Origin of the sequence: Synechococcus sp. CBW1002, assembly GCF_015840915.1 — a bacterium.
Lineage (GTDB): Bacteria > Cyanobacteriota > Cyanobacteriia > PCC-6307 > Cyanobiaceae > CBW1002.
The window spans coordinates 546,309-568,168 of record NZ_CP060398.1; the positions used below are offsets into that span (position 1 = coordinate 546,309).

Genomic DNA, 21,860 nt, shown 5'->3' on the forward strand with positions numbered 1-21,860 from the left:
TCAGACCGCCGTCAGGGTGGACTGGGGGACGGGCTGGGCGGATGAGGCGGGACCGAATCTGCGATCCACCGCCTCGGCGCAGAGCTTGCCGCTGAGCACGGCACCCTCCATGGAGGCAAGATAGCGCTGCATCGTGTAATCGCCGGCCAGGAAAAAGTTGGTGATCGGTGACTCCTGGCTAGGACGCAGTTTCTGGCAACCGGGAACGGTCTTGTAGACAGACAGGGGCGTCTTCACCACCTTCGATTTACGCAGCTGGGCCTGGTCCTCACCGCTGAAATGCTGCGGGAAGAGGCGTTTGAGTTCCTCGAGGGTGGCGGCAATGATGGCGTCGTCGCTACGGCCGATCCAGTCTTTGGCTGGGGCGAACACGAGCTCCAGCATGGAACGGTCGGGGTCTTCGTATTCGCGACAGGTGTTGCTCATGTCTGCATAGACGCTGAGCAGTTCACTGCGGCTGAACAGCAGGTGGTCGATGTCTGTGAGCTTGCGATCGAACCAGAGATGGATATTGATCACTGGCACGCCGTTGAGCCCTTCCAGCTTGCTGAAATACGGCAGCTCCCTCCAGGACTCGGGCAGCAGCAGCTTCAGCGGATCCACCGGCAGGGCGCTCACATAGGCATCTGCCACCACCTGTTGGCCTTCCTTGCCCTTGATGCCAGCGAGGCGGAAGCTGCTGACGCTGCCATCAGCGTCAAGCTCAATGGCCCGCAGAGGGCTGTTGAGATGCACCTCTCCGCCTCTGGCCGTAATGTAATCCACGATCGGCTGGCAGAGGCGCTGGGGCGGATTGCCATCGAGAAAGGCCATCTTGGAACCATCGCCCTCCTGGAGGAAACGGTTCAGGGCGGTGAGAACGACGGTGCTGGAAATCTCATCAGGATCGATGAAGTTGAGCGCCTTGCTCATAGCGATAAAAACTTCGTCGTTCACACGTTCTGGAATGTTGTGCAGCTGCAACCACTCAGTCCAGGAGCATTGGTCACAGGCTTCCACGTAGTCCTGGCCGCGCAGCATGGCGGGGACCAGTCCGAGGCCGAAGGCGATTTTCTCAGGCCAGGTGAGCATGTCGTTGTTGCCCAGAATCGCCGCCACTCCGTTGAACGGGGCCGGCAGGTCTGGAAAGTCGAAGCGGCTGTAGGTGCCGGGTACGTCCTTCTGGTTGAAGATCATCGAGTGGCTTTTCCACTGCAGCCGATCCTCGATATCGAGTTCCGCGAACAGCTGCCGCATGTTGCGGTAAGCCCCGAAGAAGATGTGAAGGCCTGTTTCGTACCAATCCCCCTCTTCGTCCTGCCAGGCGGCCACCTTGCCGCCGAGCACATCGCGGGCTTCATAGACCACCGGCGTATGGCCGGCGTCACAGAGGTACTTGGCGCACGACAACCCGGCAAGGCCCGCTCCGGCGATGGCGACGCGCATGAACCGACTCGAAAGTACGGGCAACCATAAAGGGAGCCCCCAGAGGTCGCGACCCGGCAGCTTCTCCTCGGCCAAGCCGAGCCCAGCCCCTGGCACTGCCCACCCCCCGCAGCGCCCTGTCTGGCCCGGTTCCCGGTAGCGTTGACCCACTCCGTTCGGCTCGCCTGAGCCCCAGCACCGCCAGCTGATGGTTGAGATCCTGCTGAAATGCACCACCCGCCACATCCGCCTGTTCACGGCCCGAGTGGAGGACGGTGATCTGGTGTCCGACTCCGGGCATCTGACGCTGGATGTGGACCCCGACAACGAGTTTCTCTGGGACGACGCCAGCCTCAGCCGGGTGCAGGACCAGTTCCGTGCCCTGGTGGAGCGTCATGCCGGTGACGACCTGACCGATTACACCCTGCGCCGCATCGGATCCGAGCTGGAAGGGTTGATCCAGCAGATGCTGCAGGCCGGCGCCATTCGCTACAACCCCCAGGCCCGCGTGCTCAATTACTCCATGGGACTGCCCCGCAGTCCCGAAGCCCTGTGACCCGCTCCCGCGGCCGGGCTGCCTCCGATGCTGGCTACAGCCGCTACGACGGCCGTCCCAGAGGGCGGGGTGACCGGGAGATGGCTTACGAAACCGGTCGCTATGACCGAGGCGACAGCCGTTATGAGCGGGATGCCGGCAGACGGACGACAACCGCTGGCTACGGGGGTGGCGGCGGAAATCCAGGCGGGCGTGGTCCCGGCGGTGGTGGGCCCGGAGGGAGCCCTGCCATTTCCCTGAACGTGCGCACGATCGCCATCCTGGCAGGAGTGCTGGTGGTGGGGATCGGCATCGGCAGCGCTGTGACCAGCACCACCCAGGGCAACCAGGGGAACATCGCCAGCAGCCAGCAGCTCGACATGGCCGTACCCGACCCGGAATTCTGCAAGCAGTGGGGTGCCAGCGCCTTCGTGATGGACATCGAGCTCTACACCACGATGAACCCGAGCAGCAGCTTCGTGACCCAGCCCACGCTGCAGCCCGGATGCGTGATCCGGCGGGAGAACTGGGCCGTGCTTCAGAAGGAGGGTGCCGTGACCGCCGAGCAGATGCGCCAGTGCAAGCAGCGCATGAACACCTTCGCCTACATCGGCTCGGTGCGTGACAAGCCAGTCGTTCGCTGTGTCTACCAGACCGACATCACCGGCAACAAATTCCAGACCCGTGGGATTGCCGGTGCCGCAGACGATGCCGTGGGCGTGACCCCGGAAGCTGATCAGTTCTGAGCCGGCTGGGCCTGCGCCAGGGGCTGGCGCAGGGGGCTGTCGGGGCTGGCGAACACCGGCAACACTTCCTTGCGGAAGGCATCGGAGGCCCGGGAGCAATACCGGGCCGGGTGGCTGATCAGCTTCAGCTGGCGCCGCACCAGCAGATCGGCCACCTGGGGCCGATGCAGACTGCCGGCAGCGAGTTCCCTCTCGATCGAGACCACCGGCAGAAACGCGGCCCCCAGGCCGCTCTGCACGGCGTTCTTGATCGCCTCGAAGGAGTTGAGTTCCATCTCGATCTTGAGCCGGCCCACATCAAGGCCGGACCGGGCCAGCAGCTGGTCCACCATCTTGCGGGTGGTGGACTGGGCATCCAGGCAGACGAAACCGAGACGGTAGAGGTCGTCCTTGGTGAGCTCCGGCAAACGCGACAGCGGATGCTTCACCGGCAGCACCAGCGCCAGTTCATCGCTGGCGTAGGGAAGAACCTGCAGTAACTCGTTCAGTTCAGGCGGCAGCTCGCCACCAATGATCGCCAGATCCACCTGGCCGTTGGCCACACTCCAGCCTGTTCGGCGGGTGCTGTGCACCTGCAGCTGCACGGCCACGTCCGGATACTTCTGCCGGAACAGCCCGATCATGCGCGGCATCAGGTAGGTGCCGGTCGTCTGGCTGGCGCCGACGATCAGGGATCCACCCCGCAGGTTGTGGAGATCATCAAGAGCGCGACAGGCCTCCTGACACTGGCTGAGGATCCGGTCGCAGTAGCTCAGCAGCAGGTGGCCCGCTTCGGTGAGCTGAGCCTTGCGCCCGCCCCGATCGAACAGCGACACATCCAGCTGCTTCTCCAGATTCTGGATCTGAAGGCTCACGGCCGGTTGTGTCACATAGAGGCTGTCGGCGGCCTTCTTGAAACTGCCCTCGCTGGCGATGGCCCGCAGGATGCGCAGCTGATCGAGGGTGAAGGGCAGATCAGCCATGGACGCGGCGGGCGTTTGGAGACAAGGCGGGAGCGCAGTGAAAACGTTGGCGGGAGAAGGGAGGTGTGTGATTCAGCCTCGTAAGTCCAGACTCTAGGTGGGCCGGCGGATGCCCAGAATTGCTGGCTTCGCAGTCGCCCGGCCCTTGCCTTCCCTGCTTGCCCCAGCCAGCCCCCACCACAGCAGCGTGGTGATGCTGGCCCTGCTCGTGGTGTTCGCCGTGCTGCACAGCGGTGGTGCCTCCCTGCGGGTGTGGGGGGTGGAGCGGATCGGCGAACGGGCCTGGCGCCTGCTGTTCGCCGGCGTGAGCATCCCTGCGGCGGTGGTGGTGATCGGCTACTTCCTGGCCCACCGCTATGACGGCCTGCGGCTCTGGAATCTGCAGGAGCAGCCCTGGATCGTGCCGCTGGTGTGGGGCGGCACCGCCATCAGCTTCCTTTTCCTCTACCCGGCCACCTACAACCTGCTGGAGATCCCGGCGGTGCTGAAGCCTCAGGTGCGGCTGTATGCCACCGGCATCATCCGGGTCAGCCGCCATCCCCAGGCGGTGGGGCAGGTGCTCTGGTGTGCCACCCACCTGCTCTGGATCGGCAGCAGCTTCATGGTGGTGACCTGCGCCGGCCTGATAGCCCACCACCTGTTCGCCATCTGGAATGGCGATCGGCGCCTGGCCCACCGCTTCGGCACCGCCTTCGAAGAGCTGCGGGACAGCACGTCAGTGCTGCCGTTCCGGGCGGTGCTGGATGGCCGTCAGCAGCTGATCTGGGCCGAATTCCTGCGCCCGGCCCAGCTGGGCATCGCCATCGCCATCGGCGTGTTCTGGTGGGCCCACCGCTTCATCGGCCTCGGCGCCGTCACCTTCTCGCGCACCGCCCTGGCCCATTGGCTGGGATGAGGCGGGGCGCCGGCGGGGCGGCGATGGTGGGCGCTCAGGCACACGAGCCGGTGGGAGCCAGGCGGGCTGCCTACACTCGCCAGCACCAGCCTGAGCAGGATGCCGTCAGCCGCTGAACTCGCCTGGTTGATTCCGGTGCTTCCCCTGTTGGGGGCCTGCGTCACCGGCCTCGGCCTGATCAGCTTCAACCGCACAGTGAATCGGTTGCGAAAACCGGTGGCCGTGCTGCTGATCAGCTGTGTCGGAGCCGCTGCTGTGCTCAGCTACGCCGTGCTGGCCCAGCAGCTCGCCGGAGCAGCACCCACCGAGGTGCTGTTCAACTGGGCCAGCGCCGGCACCTTCAATCTGCAGATGGGCTTCCGCGTCGATGCCCTCGGCGCGGTGATGCTGGCCCTGGTGACCACCATCGCCCTGCTGGTGATGGTCTATTCCGATGGCTACATGGCCCACGACAAGGGCTATGTGCGCTTCTTCACCTACCTGGCCCTGTTCAGCAGCTCAATGCTGGGCCTGGTGATCAGCCCGAACCTGCTGGAGATCTATGTCTTCTGGGAGCTGGTGGGCATGTGCTCCTACCTGCTGGTGGGCTTCTGGTACGACCGCGACGGCGCCGCCAATGCCGCCCAGAAGGCCTTCGTGGTGAACCGGGTCGGCGACTTCGGCCTGCTGCTCGGCATCCTCGGCCTGTTCTGGGCCACCGGCAGCTTCGGGTTCGAGGAGATCGGAGCACGGGTCAGCGAGGCCGTGGCCGGCGGCAGCCTCAGCACCGGTGTGGCCGTGATCCTCTGTCTGCTGGTGTTCATGGGGCCGATGGCCAAGTCGGCCCAGTTCCCCCTGCATGTGTGGCTGCCCGATGCCATGGAGGGCCCCACACCGATTTCGGCCCTGATCCATGCCGCCACCATGGTGGCCGCGGGCGTGTTTCTGGTGGCCCGGCTTCAGCCGGTGTACGAGCCCTTTGCCGCGGTGCAGGTCACGATCGCCGTGATCGGCACCATCACCCTCGTGCTGGGGGCTTCGATTGCCCTGACCCAGATGGACCTGAAGAAGGGTCTGGCCTACAGCACCGTCAGTCAGCTGGGCTACATGATGCTGGCGATGGGCTGCGGTGCTCCGGTCGCCGGCATGTTCCACCTGGTGACCCACGCCTTCTTCAAGGCGATGCTGTTCCTCGGCTCTGGCTCGGTGATCCATGCCATGGAAGAGGTGGTGGGCCACGAACCGGTGCTGGCCCAGGACATGCGCCTGATGGGCGGCCTACGCAAATTCATGCCGATCACCAGCGCCACCTTCCTGATCGGCTGCGTGGCGATCAGCGGCATCCCTCCCTTGGCCGGCTTCTGGAGCAAGGACGAGATCCTCGGCCAGGCATTCGGCAGCTTCCCGCTGCTCTGGGTAGCCGGCTTCGTGACCGCCGGCATGACCGCCTTCTACATGTTCCGCCTTTACTTCCTCACCTTCGAAGGCGACTTCCGCGGAACCGACCAGACGATCCAGGCCCAGCTGCTTGCCGCCGCCGGAAAGTCCAGTGGTGGCGATGACGACCACGGCCACCACGCCAGCCACCCCCACGAATCCGGCTGGCAGATGGCGATGCCGCTGGCGGTCCTCGCCGTCCCCTCGGTGTTGATCGGCTTGCTCGGCACCCCCTGGAACAGTCGTTTTGCCGGCCTGCTCGATCCCCATGAAGCCGCTGAGATGGCCGAGCACTTCTCCTGGGCCGAGTTCCTGCCCCTGGCGGGCGCATCGGTGGCGATCTCGGTGGCAGGCATCTCCGTAGCGGTGCTGGCCTATGCGCTCCACAGGATCGATCTGGGCACGGCAGTGGCCGCACGCTTCCCCGCCCTCAATGCCTTCCTGGCCAACAAGTGGTACCTCGACGACATCAACGACAAGCTGTTCGTGCAGGGCAGCCGCAAACTGGCTCGCCAGGTGCTGGAGGTGGACGCCAAGGTGGTGGACGGTGTCGTGAACCTCACCGGCCTGCTCACCCTGGGCTCTGGGGAGGGTCTCAAATACTTCGAGACCGGTCGCGCCCAGTTCTATGCCCTGATCGTGTTCGGCGGTGTGATCGCCCTTGTGGTGCTGTTCGGATCCCTCGGTTGATCCTGACTGCGGTCTCACACTCTGTGTGACATCCCCCACCGCAGCTCTGGCGGGCGGTGGGCATTTCTACACTCCGGCCTGACTTGACCTGCCCAGGACCTTGGCCTTTCCCTGGCTGAGCGCGTCGATCCTCTTCCCGATCGCCGCCGCGCTGCTTATCCCGTTCGTTCCCGATGAGGGCGATGGCCGCAGGGTGCGCTGGTACGCCCTGGGCATCGCCCTGATCACCTTCCTGCTCACGGTGGGGGGCTACCTGAACGGCTACGACCCTTCCGTGGCTGGCCTGCAGCTGGTGGAACGGGTGGAGTGGCTGCCCGATCTCGGTCTGGCCTGGTCCGTGGGGGCCGATGGCCTGTCGATGCCCCTGATCCTGCTGACCAGCTTCATCACCGCCCTGGCGGTTCTGGCGGCCTGGCCGGTGACCTTCAAACCGCGTCTGTTCTTCTTCCTGCTGCTGGCCATGGATGGCGGCCAGATCGCCGTGTTCGCGGTGCAGGACATGCTGCTCTTCTTCCTGGCCTGGGAGCTCGAGCTGCTTCCGGTGTACCTGCTGCTGGCCATCTGGGGCGGCAAGAAGCGCCAGTACGCCGCCACCAAGTTCATCCTTTACACCGCCGGCAGCTCCCTGTTCATTCTCCTGGCGGGGCTGGGCATGGCCTTCTACGGCGGCGGGGCCCCCACCTTCGAGTACACGAGCCTGGCAGAGAAGGGATTCGGCACCGGCTTCCAGGTTCTCTGTTACGCCGGCCTGCTGATTGCCTTCGGCGTGAAGCTACCGATCGTGCCGCTGCACACCTGGCTGCCGGATGCCCATGGAGAGGCCACGGCACCGGTCCACATGCTGCTGGCCGGCATCCTCCTGAAGATGGGCGGCTACGCCCTGCTGCGCTTCAACTGCCAGCTCCTGCCCGATGCCCATGTGCGGTTCGCGCCATTGCTGGTGGTGCTGGGGGTGGTGAACATCATCTATGCCGCGCTCACGTCGTTCGCCCAGCGCAACCTCAAGCGCAAGATCGCCTACAGCTCGATCAGCCACATGGGCTTCGTGCTGATCGGCATCGGCAGTGTCAGTGCCCTGGGAACCAGCGGGGCCATGCTCCAGATGGTCAGCCATGGCCTGATCGGCGCCAGCCTCTTCTTCCTGGTGGGTGCCACCTATGACCGCACCCACACCCTCCAGCTCGACGACATGGGTGGGGTGGGTCAGAAGATGCGCAAGATGTTCGCCCTCTGGACCGTCTGCTCGCTGGCCTCCCTGGCCCTGCCCGGCATGAGCGGCTTTGTGGCCGAACTGATGGTGTTCGTGGGCTTCGCCACCAGCGAGGTCTACTCGCTCAGCTTCCGCATCGTGATGGCGGTGCTCGCCGCCGTGGGCGTGATCCTCACGCCGATCTACCTGCTCTCGATGCTTCGGGAGATCTTCTTCGGCAAGGAGAACGCCGAGCTGGCCTCCCATAGCAATCTGGTGGATGCCGAGCCGCGGGAGATCTACGTGATCAGTTGCCTGTTGGTGCCGATCATCGGCATCGGCCTCTACCCGCGCCTGATGACCGACACCTACCGCGCCTCGATGGAGCAGCTTGTGGGACAGGAGGACAAGGCGATGGCGCACCTGCGGCAGGCCTCTGGTCTCCCCGGAGGCACTCCCCTGGCGCCTTTCCTGGCTGGCAGCGGAGTCCAAGCCCTGCTGCGCGCTCCTGCTGTGGGCTGACCCAGACCGATCTGCTCAGGCGTTCGTCCCCGCACGGCCTGCGTAAACAAAACCTGCGCTGGCCCAGTCCCTTCATCCGGCCTGCCCTGCTGTTCTTACGCTCCATCCGTTCATGGCCCAACCCTCTGTCTTGATCCGATGCGACAGCTGAACTTCCTGCTGATCTTCAGCTTCGGCCTGGCCACGGTGATGTTCACCCTCGAGAACACGGCCCCCACGACCGTGCACTTCCTGCCCGGCATCACCGCCACCCTGCCCCTGGCCGCCATGCTCCTCGTGGTCGGTGGGATCGGTGCCACCGCGGCCTGGGTGTTTGCGGTGTGGACAGGCGTGGTCAAGCAGGTGGAGCGCCTGCAGGAGCAGACCGAACGGGAAGCCCAGCAGGTGCGGATCCAGGAACTCGAAGATGACCTGCAGCGCTACCGCGCGGCGGTCGATGCCCAGCTCGGCCTGCTGCCTGCAGCCGGAGAGAGCTCCGCAGCAGCCGGCGAAACCTGAACTGAACCGGGAACAGACCCCTGGTGCAGCAGCTGCCCGACCGTTACGGTGCGGTGATTCTGCTTGGAGACCCGGGAGCGCGTGGCTGAAGCAGGCGCCAGGCTGGCCATCCGACTGCTCCAGGATGCAGCGATACGGGGAGAGCTCGACCCGTGGGATGTCGATGTGATTGCCGTGGTGGATGGATTCCTCGACCAGCTGCGCCAGCGCATCGGCGCCCCCCGTCTGGTGGTGGCCCGATCGGATGGGCGCCAGGGGGGGAGTTACGAACGTGATCTTGCCGAAACCAGCGAGGCGTTCCTGGCGGCCTCCGTGCTGGTGAGCCTCAAGGCCGAAGTGCTGGAAGCCCTCACCTTCCCGCCCGAACCGATCGAAGAGCTGCTGGAAGCCCCCTGCGACGAGGGCGAAGATTCGGGATGGGGCACCATGATCGCCCTGCCGCGGCGGCCTGAACGCCACCTGCGCCGCCGTCCCGTGGCGCCTCCCCCCTTGCAGAGGCCCGTGACCCTGGGCGAACTGATCCGCCAGCTGGAGGACATCGCCGAACGCCTCGAACAGGAGGGGGAAGGGCGCCAGCGCCAGCGTTCCCGTAGCCGCCGGTTCAGCGACCGAGCGGCAATCGAACAGGTGGCCAACCTTGCCCACCGCGAGAAGCTGCCGGAGACCACCACCGGACTGCAGCGGTTCCTCAGCCATTGGCAGGCGGCTGAGGATTGGCTGGATTTCGAGGTGCTGGTTAGCGCCTGGGCGCGGGCCGTTCAACAGGATCCGGCCGGAGAGGATCTCGACTGTGATCGGGTGGGCGTGTTCTGGGCCCTGCTCTTCCTCTCCGCCCAGGGATCGGTGGAACTGGAGCAGCAGGGCGGCCTGTTCGGCCCCCTGCACCTGCGTCGCCTCGAACAGGTGCCAGCTCCCCTGCCGACCAGGGAGATCCTGGCTGCCTGACGCCTTTGACTAAGGTACGGGCTCTGATGGATGGGGACAGGCGCCAATGAAGGCGATGATCCTGGCGGCAGGGAAGGGCACACGGGTAAGGCCGATCACCCACATTCTGCCGAAGCCGATGATTCCGATCCTGCAGAAGCCGGTGATGGAATTCCTGCTGGAGCTGCTGCGTCAGCATGGCTTCGACGAAATCATGGTGAACGTCTCCCATCTAGCTGAGGAGATCGAGAACTATTTTCGTGATGGCCAACGCTTCGGCGTGCAGATTGCCTACAGCTTCGAAGGGAAGATTGAAGATGGAGAACTGATCGGCGATGCCCTCGGCTCAGCCGGAGGCCTCAAGAAGATTCAGAATTTCCAACCCTTCTTCGACGACACCTTCGTGGTGCTCTGCGGCGATGCTCTGATTGATCTCGATCTCAGCGAGGCGGTGCGTCGCCACCGTGAGAAGGGCGCCATGGCAAGCCTCGTCACCAAACGCGTTCCGAAGGAGCAGGTGAGCAGCTACGGCGTGGTGGTGACGGACCCTGATGGGCGCGTGCTGTCCTTCCAGGAGAAGCCGAGCCTGGAAGAAGCAGCTAGCGACATGATCAATACCGGCATTTATATTTTTGAGCCGGAGGTCTTCGACTTCATTCCCGATACAACTCCCTTTGATATCGGCTCCGATCTTTTCCCAAGGCTGGTTCAGGCAGGCGCTCCATTTTATGCCCTGCCCATGGATTTTGAGTGGGTGGACATCGGCAAGGTACCTGATTACTGGCAGGCGATCCGTAGCGTCCTGGAAGGTGAGGTCAGGCAAGTGCAGATTCCAGGCAAGGAAGTGCGCCCAGGGATCTATGCGGGCCTGAACGTTGCTGCAAACTGGGACAAGATCAATGTGAAAGGACCGATCTATGTCGGTGGGATGAGCCGCATTGAGGATGGGGTCACGATCATTGGTCCGGCGATGATCGGTCCCAGCTGTCACATCTGTGCTGGTGCCACGATCGACAATTCCATCATCTTCGATTACTCACGCATCGGTGCTGGCGTGCGCCTGGTCGACAAGCTCGTGTTCGGTCGTTATTGCGTCGATCGCAACGGCGATCACTTCGATCTGCAGGAAGCCGCCCTCGACTGGCTGATCACCGATGTCAGGCGTCAGGACCACAGCTCCCCTTCACCCCAGCAGAAGGCCATGGCCGACCTTCTCGGCACCGACCTGACCCTGTCCCAGAGGCCCTAAACCCGCCTGGCGAATGATCGCCGGAATGCGTTCCTCCGCCTTCACGGCCATCAGGTGAACGCCCTGGGCGATCGTGCTGAAGGCCCGCACCTGTTCCGCCGCAATCGCAATGCCCTCGGCTGCTGGATCGGCGGCATCGGCCAGGCGCTCGATCAGGTGCTGGGGAATCCTGGCCCCTGGCACCACCCGATTCACGAAGGCGGCGTTCCGCGCCGACTTGAGCAGGAACACCCCCGCCAGCACAGGCAGACCCAGGGGGGCGGCCAGTTCGTCCACGAACCGCCGTAAGGCGTCCGTCTCCATCACCATCTGGGTCTGCACGAAGCGGGCCCCAGCTTCCTGCTTGCGCTGCAGCCGGCTGCGCAGGCCACTCCAACTGGGTGACTGGGGATCGGCGGCGGCGCCTGCGAACAGCTGGGTCGGACCATCGGGCAGGCTGCCCTTGACAGGATCTTCTCCACTGTTGAGGAGGCTGACCAGCTGCAGCAACCGCACCGATTCCAGTTCATTCACCGGCCTGGCTTCGGGCTGATCGCCGGCCCGCACCGGATCACCGGTGAGGCAGAGCACATTGCGGATTCCAAGGGCATGAGCACCGAGCAGATCCGCCTGCAGGGCGATGCGATTGCGATCGCGGCAGGCCACCTGCCAGATGGGCTCGATGCCGGCATCCAGCAGCAGACGGCACACCGCCAGGCTGCACATGCGCATCACCGCCCTGCTGCCATCGGTGACGTTGACGGCATGAACCAGACCCCGCAGAGCTCGCGCCGCCTCCAGGGTGCGTGTGCAATCGCCTCCACGCGGTGGCGTCACCTCGGCAGTGACAGCAAAATGACCCTGGGTGAGTGCCTGGTGGAGCTGCTGCAAGCCTTCGGAGGATCTCAGGCTCCCATCATGCGGCAGCGACCTGCGTACAGTGAGGTCTGAGCCTGGCAAGTACCGGAGCGGTCGGATGGAGTGGAGTCACAGACTGGGCCCACCGATGGCCGGCCTTTCAGAGCGGGAACTTGAGATTATTGAGCTGGTGGCGCAAGGCCTGACCAACCAGGAAATCGCCGATCGCCTGATGATCAGCAAGCGCACCGTAGATAATCACGTCAGCAATATCTTCACCAAGACAGGTGTGAAGAACCGGGTGGCCCTGCTCAACTGGGCCATGGACAACGGCAAGATCTGCCGCGACGGCTTCAATTGCTGTTCGCTGGATGGGACTGGACCGGAAGCTCGCCCACCAGGGAAACAAGGCTGAAACTCTCCACCTCAAAGCCGAACAGCTCTGCGTACGCCAGGCAATCCTCCAGATCACCAGAGACCCGCAACACACCTTGGTGGTCGTAGAGGCCGGTCACCGGCAGTCCCCCTGAAAATACTGATTTTCTTTCGACTTGGACACTACGGCACCGCCGGCCCTTGCTTGGCCGTTTGCGCCGCCGCGACTGATTGGAAAAACGTATCAATCGCTGCCGTTACGGCGACGTCGGCCCGAACTGAGGCCTAATCCAACGGCCCCAGCAGGGCGCCAAGCTCCGCAGTGGACCAGGAGTTCAGGGGATGGCGGGCCAGGGCTGCGTTGCTGAGGTCGTGGCGGCCTGTGATCTCGGGTCCGCACCAAGGCGGCACCACCACCTCGGTGCCGGCATCGGGCAGTTCAACTTCCGCCACCACCAGCGGAGCATTGGCCCCCTCAAACACATCCAGCACCCAGTCGCCCCCGGGCAGATCCAGGCCATAGCGGTGCTTGAGCACCTGGTTTGGCGCCTGGGCCAGCAGAGCCTCGCCATCCGCCCACGGGATCGCGTATTCGAATTCCTGGCGGATCAAGGGAACGACGGTGGCAGCCTTGTCCGCTGGAACCTGCACGGCCTCCGATAACGGTGCCTCGGATGACACCGCTCCAGATGGCACCGCCGCCTTGAGGGTGAGCCAGGCGCGGTCCCCATCGGCGAGGCGCACCCGCAGGGTGAAGCCATCCTCCCGGCTCACCAGATACCCCTGGGCCAATTGCTCACTCCAGCGCACCCGCGTCCGCCATTGATCCCCACGCACAAGAAAGCGACGCTCGATTTCCAGGGCCATGGCTGCAGGGCGACGCCATGGCGCCGGATCTCTGCCGTCATTCTGGGCCGGCCTCAGTTGGGCCCGGCTTCGGCTCCATCGAGGCTGCCGGCCCAGTGGAGTTTGCGGGTGAGGGTGCGGTAGTAGGAGGGGCTCTGCTCAAGGATCACGAACAGGGCCGGGTGCGGACTGCGCTGCACGATGCAGCGATCGCCCGGCTCCAGTTCGGTGGCGTGGGCGCCGTCTTTCCAGAGCTTGACGCGGCGGCTGCTCTCCCCCAGGGGCCAGACGATCAGTCGCGCCCGCGGCGGCACGACCACCGCCCGGCTGGAAAGACTCATGGGGCAGATCGGCGTGATCACGATCGCCTCGATGCCCGGATGGAGGATTGGTCCACCCGCCGCCATGGCGTATCCCGTGGAACCGGTGGGGGTGGCGATGATCAGGCCATCGCCGCGGTACTGGTCCACCACCTCGCCGTCGATTTCCAGTTCGAGCACACAGGTGGGCGACAGCTCATCGAGGCAGGGTCGCAGGTAGAAATCGTTCAGGGCGCAGTGGGCTCCATCGCTGTCATCGCCCAGCAGCACCCCATCGCCGCGATCGACCTGGGCCTCCAGCATCAGGCGGCGCTCCAGGGCGAAACGGTCGTCGTGCAGGCGCTGCCACAGGCTGTCCGCCGGATCGGACGGCTGGGCGCCACTGGCACTGAGCCGCATCAGCCGGGGATCATGGGTGAGGAAGCCCAGGTGCCCGCCCACGTTGAAGCTGAGGATCGGCACGTTGTGGCGGGCCAGATGGCGGGCAGCCCCGAGCACGGTGCCATCGCCGCCCAGCACCAGGGCCAGATCCGGCAGGCGTGGCTCCGTCGCCAGCAGGCCCGGGAAGGGATTGGAGGTGAGGCCGCTCACCGCGACGATCACGTCGACTCCGAGTGTCTTGAGATCGGCGACGCAGCGGCGAGCCTGCCGCTGGGAAGCCTGGCTGCCGGAGCGCACGATCAGCCAGACCCGTTCAATCAGCATGGCCGGGAGACCGACCTACCAGCGCAGCAGGTTGAAACGCTCCATATCCACGGTTTCGCGGTTGCGATAGAGGGACAGGAGGATGGCAAGACCCACGGCAGCTTCGGCGGCCGCCACGGTGATCACGAAAATGGTGAACACCTGGCCGCGGATCAACTGGCCATCCAGGTAGGTCGAGAAGGCCATCAGATTGATGTTCACCGCGTTGAGCATCAGTTCAATGCTCATCAGCACGCGCACAGCGTTGCGGCTGTTGATCAGCCCCCACACCCCGGTGCAGAACAGGATGGCGGCCAGCACCAGATAGGCCTGCAGGGGGATGGGGCTGGGCAGATCAAGGCTCATGGAGTGTTCTCCAGCATGGGACGCTTCTGGGCATTGGTGTCCAGCAGCAGGGGAGTGCGGGACTTTTCGATCAGGCCCTGATCGGCGGGCTCGCCTGTGATCACATCACTGCTGAACACGTCGCGGCGGGCCAGCACAATCGCTCCGATCATCGCCATCAAGAGCAGCACTGAGGCCAGCTCAAAGGGCAGCAGATAATCGCTGAACAGGTGCTCACCGATGCGGATGGTGGCCTCATCGCCGATCGGTTCGGGGCCTGGCAGGGCCCAGTCGGTGGTGAAGGCCACCCGAACCAGCAGCAGGAACAGTCCAGCGCAGACCGCCCCGGAGAGGATGCGACGCAGCAGCAGGCCGGGAATGGCGGCGAGGGTCTCCTGCTTGTTCACGAGCATGATCGCGAACAGGATCAGCACGTTCACGGCACCCACGTAGACCAGCACCTGGGCGGCGGCCACGAAGCTGGCATTGAGCAGGAGATACAGCCCAGCCACCGACAGGAAAACGCCGCCGAGCAGGAAGGCCGAATAGACAATGTTGGGCAGCAGCACCACGCCGAGCGAGCCGAACACCAGGGTGGCCGACAGCACCAGGAAGCAGATCTGCTGGGTGGTGGAAGCGATCGTCATCAGGAAGCGGCTCCGGGATCGGCCTGGGTCTCGCCGGCAGGGGCGGCCTTGGGCAGGGTCTGCAGAACCTGCTCGGGAAGTTTGCCTGCCCGCGGGGCCGTGGCGGGCACATCGCGGGGATCCATCACCCCCTGGGGCAGGTAAGCCAGTTCGCGCAGGGCGAACACGGCCGGATCACTGGTGACACTGGTGGGCAGCCGGCCGAGGGCAATGTTGTCGTAGTTGAGACTGTGGCGATCGAAGGTCGACAGCTCGTACTCCTCGGTCATCGAAAGGCAATTGGTGGGGCAGTATTCGACGCAGTTGCCGCAGAAGATGCACACCCCGAAATCGATTGAATAGTTGCGCAGCTCCTTTTTCTTGGTGGCTTTGTTCATGACCCAGTCGACCACCGGCAGGTTGATTGGGCAGACGCGCACACACACCTCACAGGCGATGCACTTGTCGAACTCGTAGTGGATACGACCCCGATAGCGCTCCGATGGGATCAGCTTCTCGTAGGGGTACTGAACCGTGATCGGGCGCCGGCGCAGGTGGTCAAAGGTGACCGCCAGGCCCTGGGTCATGTACTGGGCGGCGCCCACTGCATCACGCGTGTAGTCACTGACCTTCTTGAGGAAGCCGAACATGAACCGGAGAGCGAGGGAGCTGGAAAGGGAAGCAGGCTGAGCACCATGATGGCCGCCTCAGCAAAAAACCGTCGACCAGGTCGTACCCGGCAGGTTCAGCCGCCGAAGGCCACCGGGAAGGCGAGTTTCAGGGCGGCGGTCACGAGCAGATTCACCAGGGCGATCGGCAGCAGGAACTTCCAGCCGAGATCCAGCAACTGGTCGATCCGCACCCGTGGGGTGGTCCAGCGCAGCAGGATCGCCAGGAACACCAGCAGATAGGCCTTGAGCACGGTCATCACGATGCCGGTGGCGCCTGTGATCATCTGCACCACAGGGGCATCGACCGACTGGCCGAGGGCGCCGGCCAACCACTCGACCGGGACCGGAAAGCCCCATCCACCCAGATAGAGCACCGAGACGAGCAGGGCCGAAAGCACGAGGTTGATGTAGCTGCCCAGATAGAAGAGGGCGAACTTCATGCCGGAGTATTCGGTCTGGTAGCCGGCCACCAGTTCCTCTTCGGCCTCCGGCAGGTCAAAGGGCAAGCGCTCGCATTCAGCCAGGGCACAGATCCAGAAAATCAGGAAACCCACCGGCTGGCGCCAGATGTTCCAGCTGAGGATGCCGGCGCCGGTCTGCTGATCGACGATGTCGACGGTGCTGAGCGAGTTGCTCATCATCACCACTGCCAGCACCGCCAGGGCCAGGGGGATTTCGTAGCTGATCGACTGGGCCGCCGCTCGCAGACCGCCCAGCAGGGAGTACTTGTTGTTGCTGGCGTAGCCACTCATCAGCAGGCCGATCGGCTGGATGCTGCTGAGGGAGATCCACAGGAAGATGCCGATCCCGACGTTGCTGATCACCAGGTGCTGGCCAAAGGGGACCACCAGCCAGCTGAGGATCACGGGAATCACCACCAGCACAGGCCCGATGGTGAAGAGCAGGCCATCGGCCCGGGCTGGAATGATGTCCTCCTTGAACACCAGCTTGAGGCCGTCGGCAATCGGCTGCAGCACCCCGAGGGCGCCGGCATATTCCGGACCGATGCGCTGCTGCACGGCGGCGGAGATCTTGCGTTCCAGCCAGACGCTCACCAGCACGCCCACCACGGCGGCCACCAGCACCAGCAGCATCGGCAGGGGAAGCCAGAGCAGACGGGCCGCACCGGCACTGAGGCCGAGGCCCTGCATCACGTCGGTGAAGCTGGCCTCCAGATCGAGGCCGGGACTGACGGTCGCCGCGGTGGCGACCGCTGCGAAGGAGGAGATGGTGGAGGTCACCATGCGGAGGGCGGCAAGGAGCGCGGCGGCAGTGGGGGCAACTTAGGCGGACGATCAGGGAGACGGTGCGATCGCTGCGAAAGCGCGATCAGCGGGCCTCCAGGGGCACCCAGCTGAGATCGCTGGTGCCGGTGTAGATCTGCGTGGGTCGGTAGATGCGATTCGCACCCAGCTGCTCTTTCCAGTGGGCCAGCCAGCCGGCGGTGCGGGCGATCGCGAAGATCGGGGTGAACAGATCGCGGGGGATGCCGAGCTTTCGATACACCAGGCCGGAATAGAAGTCCACATTCGGATAGATGCCCTTCGGACCCAGCCGCACGGCGGCAGCATCCTCCAGCTGGCGGGCCAGGTCGTAGAGGGGGTCGTGGCCGAAGCGATCGAACAGATCCTCGGCCAGGCGCTGCAGGATCACCGCACGGGGATCCTTCACCTTGTACTCACGGTGGCCGAAGCCCATGATCTTCTGCTTCTCGGCAATCGCCTGATCCAGCCAGGCCTCCACCCGGTCGGCGCTGCCGATCGTTTCGAGCATGGCCAGCACGTCTTCGTTGGCGCCGCCATGCAGGGGGCCGGCGAGGGTGCCAACGGCCGAGGCCACCACGGCGTAGGGATCGGTGAGGGTGCTGGCGGTGACGCGGGCACTGAAGGTGCTGGCGTTGAGGCTGTGCTCGGCGTGCAGGATCAGACAGGCATCGAAGATGCGGGCCGCCAGGGGATCGGGCTCCCGCTCAGTGATCATGTAGAGGAAGTTGGCGGCGTAGGAGAGATCGTCGCGGGGCTGGATCGGATCCTGGCCTTTGCGGATCAGCTGGAACGCCGCCACCATCGTGGGGATCTTGGCAATCAGCCGGACCACCGCCTCAAAGATGTATTCGGGGTTGTCGAGGGCACGGCGGGAATAGAACAGCCCCAGTGAGGCCGCGCTCGACTGCAGCGCGTCCATGGGGTGCCCCGTGGCCGGGAAGCACTTCATCATGTCCCGGATGCGGAAGCTCACCCGGCGGTGCATCTGCACCTCATGCTGGAACGAGGCGAGCTGGGAGGCCGTGGGCAGGTCTCCCCAGATGAGCAGATAGGCCGTTTCGAGGAAGCTGCTGCGGTCCGCCAGCTCATCCACGTCGTAGCCGCGGTAGGTGAGCAGGCCCTGCTGTCCGTCGATGTCGCAGATCGCCGACTGGGTGGCCGGTACGCCCTCCAGACCCGGACGGAAGGGAGGAGAAGAGGAAGACGGATCCACCGTGCCAGGCATTCCACTGCTGCAGACCCTACGGCCAGGGGCTGGGGTGCGCCGTAGTGCATCCCACCAGGCGCAACCTCAGGATGCCAGCAGGGAGCGTGGCGAGAGCAGCAATCGCAGGGCGCTGTGGCCCCAGGGCAGCCCCCGGGACGGCAGGGCCAGCAGGATCACGCCGGCCTTGCGCAGCTCCAGCGCTTCGAGGGGCGCACCGATCAGCCTGGCTGCCAGGGCGCTGAGGTCGGGTTCATGGCCCACCAGGCCCAGACGGCTCCAAGCGGGCAGTTCGCCATCGCCAGCCAGGCAGCGCTCCAGCAGGGGTGCGGCATCGGCCTCCGGGGCCAGTTCGGGGGCCTCGAGTGGGAGCGGTGCCAGGCCCAGATCGGCGGCGATGGCGGCGGTCTGGCGGGCGCGCAGCAGCGGACTGGTGAACCACAGCTCGCAGCCCAGGTTCAGGGCGCAGAGGCGCTCCACCACGGCGCGGGTGCGGCGATCGCCCCGTGGGGTGAGGCCGCGTCCCGCGTCGGGCCGGTCCGGTGAACGCTCCTCGGCGATGCCATGGCGAAGCAGCAGCAGTTCCCGCCCCTCGCTCATCCGGCCAGCTCCAGGCGGGCGCGCAGGCGCAGGGCTTCTCCGTCGGCCTGGGCCGCGAAGGAGGCCCCCTGCACCGGCTCGCTCAGGCGAGTGCCGGCCAGACCGGAGAGGAGCCGCCAGGGTTGCCAGCCCTCGATCCAGTCGCGGGCCGGAGCGGCGGCCATGGCCCGCTGCAGTGGGGCCGAGGGCATCGCCAGGGCGGTGAGCTGCTCCAGACGAGCATGGGGAAGCCCCCGGGCCGACTGCTGCCGGTCGAGCACCGCCAGGTTCTGCCCCCACCAGGCCCAGGCACCGGACTGGCTGCGGGCGCCGGCCAGGGAGGCCTGCAGCTGCCGATCGCCACGACCGTCCGCCAGGCTCAGCCGGGTCCACACCTGCACCGGGTCGGTACCACGGGAGGCGAGTGTCAGAGGCGCCATCACCAGCCCCTGCCGCTCCAGATCGGCCGCCAGGTCGGCGAGAGCGGGTCGGTCGGCCGCTGTGCCCAGCACCCAGCCATCGGCGGTCTCGCTCCAGAGCAGGGGACCGGCATCACGGGTCGCCACCAGGGCCGGCAACGACTCCTCGTCTGATGACCCGGCCAGGGGTGCCAGCGCCGGCGCCAGCGGTGAGGCCAGCAGGCTGGCCGGGTTCTGCAGCAGCAGCAGCTGGCGCGAGGAACCCCGCAGCTGGTTCAGCGGTCCCTCGGGTTCGGCCGGATCGAGCTGCAGGCCCGGCTCCTTCCAGCCCAGCAGGGCATCCACCACCAGAGCGGTGCCCTGGGGCCGCAGGGCGGCCACCAGATCCGTGACACGGCTGTCATCGGCGAGGGAGGCCGGCAGGCCCAGCCAGCGCTGCAGAGCCTCGGGCCGGGCCTGCACCACAACCACGCCCCGTTCAAGCTGCTGCAGCTGCTGCTGAAAGCGGGAACTGGCGGCCTGGTTGAGTTCATCGATCTGGGAGACGTCGAGCGCCTGCTCCAGCACGCCACGGCCCGATCCGATCAGGACCAGGTCATCGTCGATCAGGGCCGTGGCCAGGGGGGCGGGCTCCTGCCCCAGCAGGGCTCCGCGGCCGCTGATCAGGCCCATGCCGCGGTAGCGGCTGATCTGCAGGTCGGTGCCCGCCAGGCTGCGGGTCTGCCAGAAGCGCTGCAGGAAACGGCGAGCGCCCTGGTCATCGCGGCTGCGCAGGGCCAGCAGCCAGCCGGTGTCGCCGGGATCGGCGCCGGTCTCCAGCAGGGCGAGGGTGATCTCGGGGCCGAGCCACTCGGCCAGTTCACCGCTGTAATCGATTCCGGCAGCCGCGAAGGCGCCATCCCGCAGGCGCGCCACAGCCTCGGCTGATGGTCGGCGCTGGCGGTTGGGGGCAACGGCGCGGGCGTAGTCGACCGGTTGGTTGCCATCCGCCAGCAGGTAGAGGGCCAGGGGGGCGGAGCGGGGCACAAAGCGGGCTGACAGCGGCACCACCAGGGGCTGACGCTGGAGCTGGAGGGGGCTGCGCTGCCAGACGAGCCACCAGCCCGCCAGGCCGAGACTCAGCAGCAACACCGCCACCAGCAGCACGACCGCCAGGAAGGGGCGGGCCTTCATGCGCCCTACGCAAGGTGGCCCCATCTTGATGCCAAGCCCCTACCTTGACCGCCCACTCCCCCACGCCATGGCCTCCGCCAGCCCGAGCTCCCTCAGCGCCAGCGAGCTGCAGCAATGGCTGCAGGCGGAACGCCCCCTGCAACTGGTGGATGTGCGGGAGGACCAGGAACTGGCGCTGGCCCGGTTATCCCATCCCACGGTGCATCTACCGCTCAGCCGCTCCCAGGAGTGGCTGGCGGAGCTGCCGCAGCGGCTCGATCCGGAGGCCGACATCGTTGTGCTCTGTCATGCCGGCGTGCGCAGCTGGCAGTTCGGCTGCTGGTTGATGGAGACACAGGGCTATGAACGGGTCTGGAATCTGCGGGGGGGCATCGACGCCTGGAGCGTGCTTGTGGATCCCAGCGTGCCCCGCTACTGATCTCCAGTCTGGCGCAGGCGCTGGAAGCTCTCTAAGCTCAACGCCACTCTGACCGGGTCCGTGCCGGCCCCTTCCCGTGGACAGCCTGCCCCGCCGCCAACAGCAGGTGCTTCAAGCCACGGTGAGGCACTACGTCGACACGATGGAGCCGGTGGGAAGCAGCACCCTGGTGCGTCGCTTCGGCCTGCCCGCCAGCCCGGCCACGGTGCGATCGGCCATGGGCGCCCTGGAACAGCGGGGCTTGCTGACCCAGCCCCATACCTCCGCCGGCCGTATCCCCAGCGAGCGGGGCTACCGCACCTATGTGGATCAGCTGCTGCCGGCCCCCGGTGCGGCTGCCCTGCAACTGGAGCGTGAACTCACCGGCCTCAGCCTTCAGTGGGCCAGCCTGGACGACCTGCTGCGTCACCTCGGCCGGCGGCTGGCCGATCTCACCGGGCTGCTCAGCCTGATCACCCGGCCGCAACGGGCCGAGCCGCGGCTCCAGGCGATCCGGCTGATGGGCAGCCACGATCGCCTGCTGGTGTTTCTGGTGCAGGCCCCGGCGGTGGCCACCAGCCTCAACGTGCGCCTTCCGGGCGAAACGGAGCTGGAGTTGCCTGTGCTGGAGCGCTGGGCCAATCAGCAACTGCGCCGGCCGGGGGAGCCCGGCATCTCCTGGGAGCAGTTGCCACGCGAGCTGCAGCGCAGTGGCCGGGTGCTGCGCCAGGCCCTGGCCAGCCGTGCCAGCAGCGATGCCGATGATGCTGATAACGCCCTCGCGATCGGACTGGGGGGATTGCTTGGACAGCCGGAATTCAGCCGCACCGCCAGCCTGCGGCCACTTGTGCAACTGGTTGAAGAGCGACCGCGGCAGGTGCTGGGTCCTGAAGGGGATGCGATCTGGATCGGCCGCGAACACCCCCACGTCGCCCTGCATGACTGCGCCGTGGTGCAGGCCAGTTATCGCAGCGGCGACGGTGGCCTGGGCCATGTTGCCCTGATCGGACCGATGCGGATGGCGTACGCCACGGCGCGGGCGACGGTCCGATCGGTAGCCTCGATTCTGCAACGCCTGCTCAGCTGAGG

Annotated in this window: 23 protein-coding genes; 11 read left to right on the top strand and 12 right to left on the bottom strand. The window is 65.8% G+C overall.

Features of this window, described 5'->3' with window-relative positions:
- On the bottom strand, positions 1-1,425 hold the full coding sequence (gene pds / locus H8F24_RS02550) for a 15-cis-phytoene desaturase (RefSeq protein WP_197170821.1): 1,425 nt from the start codon (positions 1,423-1,425) through the stop codon (positions 1-3).
- Positions 1,426-1,612: 187 nt separating this feature from the next.
- Here pds and ndhM point away from each other — a divergent pair, with 187 nt between their 5' ends.
- Positions 1,613-1,960, top strand: coding sequence for an NAD(P)H-quinone oxidoreductase subunit M (gene ndhM / locus H8F24_RS02555; RefSeq protein WP_197170823.1), 348 nt, complete (start codon positions 1,613-1,615; stop codon positions 1,958-1,960).
- Positions 1,957-2,685 (top strand): DUF3172 domain-containing protein, encoded by a 729-nt coding sequence (locus tag H8F24_RS02560; RefSeq protein WP_370594788.1) that lies wholly within the window; start codon positions 1,957-1,959, stop codon positions 2,683-2,685. The genes ndhM and H8F24_RS02560 overlap by 4 nt, the downstream gene beginning before the upstream one ends.
- On the opposite strand, the gene H8F24_RS02565 is transcribed toward H8F24_RS02560, so the two are convergent.
- Positions 2,676-3,647: a LysR family transcriptional regulator gene (locus tag H8F24_RS02565; RefSeq protein ID WP_197158582.1), complete on the bottom strand. Its 972-nt coding sequence runs from the start codon at positions 3,645-3,647 to the stop codon at positions 2,676-2,678. The two genes, H8F24_RS02560 and H8F24_RS02565, sit on opposite strands and share 10 nt — an antisense overlap.
- A gap of 193 nt (positions 3,648-3,840) precedes the next feature.
- On the opposite strand from H8F24_RS02565, the gene H8F24_RS02570 reads away from it, so the two are divergent.
- The 6 genes from H8F24_RS02570 to H8F24_RS02595 all read left to right on the top strand — a co-directional run bounded on the left by H8F24_RS02570 (position 3,841) and on the right by H8F24_RS02595 (position 11,030).
- On the top strand, positions 3,841-4,542 hold the full coding sequence (locus tag H8F24_RS02570) for an NnrU family protein (protein WP_231598214.1): 702 nt from the start codon (positions 3,841-3,843) through the stop codon (positions 4,540-4,542).
- A 99-nt stretch (positions 4,543-4,641) separates the two neighbouring features.
- A complete protein-coding gene (locus H8F24_RS02575) occupies positions 4,642-6,648 on the top strand; it encodes an NAD(P)H-quinone oxidoreductase subunit 5 (RefSeq protein ID WP_197170825.1) in 2,007 nt (668 codons plus the stop codon).
- 100 nt (positions 6,649-6,748) lie between these two features.
- Positions 6,749-8,359, top strand: coding sequence for an NAD(P)H-quinone oxidoreductase subunit 4 (locus H8F24_RS02580; protein ID WP_197170826.1), 1,611 nt, complete (start codon positions 6,749-6,751; stop codon positions 8,357-8,359).
- Between the two features lie 138 nt (positions 8,360-8,497).
- Complete coding sequence (locus H8F24_RS02585) at positions 8,498-8,857, top strand: LapA family protein (RefSeq protein WP_197158578.1); 360 nt, start codon at positions 8,498-8,500, stop codon at positions 8,855-8,857.
- An 81-nt stretch (positions 8,858-8,938) separates the two neighbouring features.
- Positions 8,939-9,802, top strand: a complete 864-nt coding sequence (locus tag H8F24_RS02590; RefSeq protein WP_197158577.1) for a segregation/condensation protein A — start codon at positions 8,939-8,941, stop codon at positions 9,800-9,802.
- 46 nt (positions 9,803-9,848) lie between these two features.
- The gene (locus H8F24_RS02595; RefSeq protein WP_197158576.1) at positions 9,849-11,030 is read left to right on the top strand and encodes an NDP-sugar synthase; all 1,182 of its coding nucleotides are present in this window, start codon (positions 9,849-9,851) and stop codon (positions 11,028-11,030) included.
- Here H8F24_RS02595 and H8F24_RS02600 read toward each other — a convergent pair.
- A complete protein-coding gene (locus H8F24_RS02600) occupies positions 10,965-11,900 on the bottom strand; it encodes a methylenetetrahydrofolate reductase (RefSeq protein ID WP_197158575.1) in 936 nt (311 codons plus the stop codon). The genes H8F24_RS02595 and H8F24_RS02600 overlap by 66 nt on opposite strands.
- A 115-nt stretch (positions 11,901-12,015) precedes the next feature.
- Between H8F24_RS02600 and H8F24_RS02605 the strand changes: the two genes are divergently transcribed.
- A complete protein-coding gene (locus H8F24_RS02605; RefSeq protein WP_231598049.1) occupies positions 12,016-12,282 on the top strand; it encodes a response regulator transcription factor in 267 nt (88 codons plus the stop codon).
- A 245-nt stretch (positions 12,283-12,527) separates the two neighbouring features.
- Here H8F24_RS02605 and H8F24_RS02610 read toward each other — a convergent pair whose 3' ends face one another.
- From H8F24_RS02610 to H8F24_RS02650, 9 genes are all read right to left on the bottom strand, one after another.
- On the bottom strand, positions 12,528-13,109 hold the full coding sequence (locus H8F24_RS02610) for a CYTH domain-containing protein (protein ID WP_197170828.1): 582 nt from the start codon (positions 13,107-13,109) through the stop codon (positions 12,528-12,530).
- A gap of 53 nt (positions 13,110-13,162) precedes the next feature.
- Positions 13,163-14,113 (bottom strand): NAD(+) kinase, encoded by a 951-nt coding sequence (locus H8F24_RS02615; protein WP_197170830.1) that lies wholly within the window; start codon positions 14,111-14,113, stop codon positions 13,163-13,165.
- A gap of 15 nt (positions 14,114-14,128) precedes the next feature.
- On the bottom strand, positions 14,129-14,458 hold the full coding sequence (gene nuoK / locus H8F24_RS02620) for an NADH-quinone oxidoreductase subunit NuoK (protein WP_197158571.1): 330 nt from the start codon (positions 14,456-14,458) through the stop codon (positions 14,129-14,131).
- Complete coding sequence (locus H8F24_RS02625; protein WP_197170832.1) at positions 14,455-15,084, bottom strand: NADH-quinone oxidoreductase subunit J; 630 nt, start codon at positions 15,082-15,084, stop codon at positions 14,455-14,457. Before H8F24_RS02625 ends, nuoK begins: the two co-directional genes overlap by 4 nt.
- Positions 15,084-15,713, bottom strand: a complete 630-nt coding sequence (ndhI, locus tag H8F24_RS02630; protein WP_197170834.1) for an NAD(P)H-quinone oxidoreductase subunit I — start codon at positions 15,711-15,713, stop codon at positions 15,084-15,086. Before ndhI ends, H8F24_RS02625 begins: the two co-directional genes overlap by 1 nt.
- A gap of 95 nt (positions 15,714-15,808) precedes the next feature.
- Positions 15,809-16,978: an NADH-quinone oxidoreductase subunit NuoH gene (nuoH, locus tag H8F24_RS02635; RefSeq protein WP_197158568.1), complete on the bottom strand. Its 1,170-nt coding sequence runs from the start codon at positions 16,976-16,978 to the stop codon at positions 15,809-15,811.
- 85 nt (positions 16,979-17,063) lie between these two features.
- On the bottom strand, positions 17,064-18,212 hold the full coding sequence (locus H8F24_RS02640; RefSeq protein WP_370594789.1) for a citrate synthase: 1,149 nt from the start codon (positions 18,210-18,212) through the stop codon (positions 17,064-17,066).
- Between the two features lie 78 nt (positions 18,213-18,290).
- A complete protein-coding gene (locus H8F24_RS02645; protein WP_197158566.1) occupies positions 18,291-18,803 on the bottom strand; it encodes a histidine phosphatase family protein in 513 nt (170 codons plus the stop codon).
- Complete coding sequence (locus tag H8F24_RS02650; RefSeq protein WP_197170836.1) at positions 18,800-20,374, bottom strand: DUF3352 domain-containing protein; 1,575 nt, start codon at positions 20,372-20,374, stop codon at positions 18,800-18,802. The genes H8F24_RS02645 and H8F24_RS02650 overlap by 4 nt, the downstream gene beginning before the upstream one ends.
- A 67-nt stretch (positions 20,375-20,441) precedes the next feature.
- On the opposite strand from H8F24_RS02650, the gene H8F24_RS02655 reads away from it, so the two are divergent.
- Both H8F24_RS02655 and H8F24_RS02660 read left to right on the top strand, forming a co-directional pair.
- Entirely contained in the window at positions 20,442-20,792 is a 351-nt protein-coding gene (locus H8F24_RS02655) for a rhodanese-like domain-containing protein (RefSeq protein ID WP_197158564.1), read from the top strand.
- 76 nt (positions 20,793-20,868) lie between these two features.
- Complete coding sequence (locus H8F24_RS02660; RefSeq protein ID WP_231598050.1) at positions 20,869-21,858, top strand: heat-inducible transcriptional repressor HrcA; 990 nt, start codon at positions 20,869-20,871, stop codon at positions 21,856-21,858.
- The last annotated feature ends 2 nt before the right edge of the window (positions 21,859-21,860 follow it).

Excerpts from the sequence above, each read along its gene's own strand:
- H8F24_RS02570 (WP_231598214.1), top strand. The coding sequence starts at position 3,841 with ATGCTGGCCCTGCTCGTGGTGTTCGCCGTGCTGCACAGCGGTGGTGCC.
- H8F24_RS02575 (WP_197170825.1), top strand. The coding sequence starts at position 4,642 with ATGCCGTCAGCCGCTGAACTCGCCTGGTTGATTCCGGTGCTTCCCCTG.
- H8F24_RS02585 (WP_197158578.1), top strand. The coding sequence starts at position 8,498 with ATGCGACAGCTGAACTTCCTGCTGATCTTCAGCTTCGGCCTGGCCACG.
- H8F24_RS02650 (WP_197170836.1), bottom strand. The coding sequence starts at position 20,374 with ATGAAGGCCCGCCCCTTCCTGGCGGTCGTGCTGCTGGTGGCGGTGTTG.
- nuoK (WP_197158571.1), bottom strand. The coding sequence starts at position 14,458 with ATGAGCCTTGATCTGCCCAGCCCCATCCCCCTGCAGGCCTATCTGGTG.
- ndhI (WP_197170834.1), bottom strand. The coding sequence starts at position 15,713 with ATGTTCGGCTTCCTCAAGAAGGTCAGTGACTACACGCGTGATGCAGTG.
- ndhM (WP_197170823.1), top strand. The coding sequence starts at position 1,613 with ATGGTTGAGATCCTGCTGAAATGCACCACCCGCCACATCCGCCTGTTC.
- H8F24_RS02595 (WP_197158576.1), top strand. The coding sequence starts at position 9,849 with ATGAAGGCGATGATCCTGGCGGCAGGGAAGGGCACACGGGTAAGGCCG.
- H8F24_RS02645 (WP_197158566.1), bottom strand. The coding sequence starts at position 18,803 with ATGAGCGAGGGGCGGGAACTGCTGCTGCTTCGCCATGGCATCGCCGAG.
- H8F24_RS02655 (WP_197158564.1), top strand. The coding sequence starts at position 20,442 with ATGGCCTCCGCCAGCCCGAGCTCCCTCAGCGCCAGCGAGCTGCAGCAA.
- H8F24_RS02565 (WP_197158582.1), bottom strand. The coding sequence starts at position 3,647 with ATGGCTGATCTGCCCTTCACCCTCGATCAGCTGCGCATCCTGCGGGCC.
- H8F24_RS02625 (WP_197170832.1), bottom strand. The coding sequence starts at position 15,084 with ATGACGATCGCTTCCACCACCCAGCAGATCTGCTTCCTGGTGCTGTCG.
- H8F24_RS02605 (WP_231598049.1), top strand. The coding sequence starts at position 12,016 with ATGGCCGGCCTTTCAGAGCGGGAACTTGAGATTATTGAGCTGGTGGCG.
- pds (WP_197170821.1), bottom strand. The coding sequence starts at position 1,425 with ATGCGCGTCGCCATCGCCGGAGCGGGCCTTGCCGGGTTGTCGTGCGCC.
- nuoH (WP_197158568.1), bottom strand. The coding sequence starts at position 16,978 with ATGGTGACCTCCACCATCTCCTCCTTCGCAGCGGTCGCCACCGCGGCG.
- H8F24_RS02610 (WP_197170828.1), bottom strand. The coding sequence starts at position 13,109 with ATGGCCCTGGAAATCGAGCGTCGCTTTCTTGTGCGTGGGGATCAATGG.
- H8F24_RS02615 (WP_197170830.1), bottom strand. The coding sequence starts at position 14,113 with ATGCTGATTGAACGGGTCTGGCTGATCGTGCGCTCCGGCAGCCAGGCT.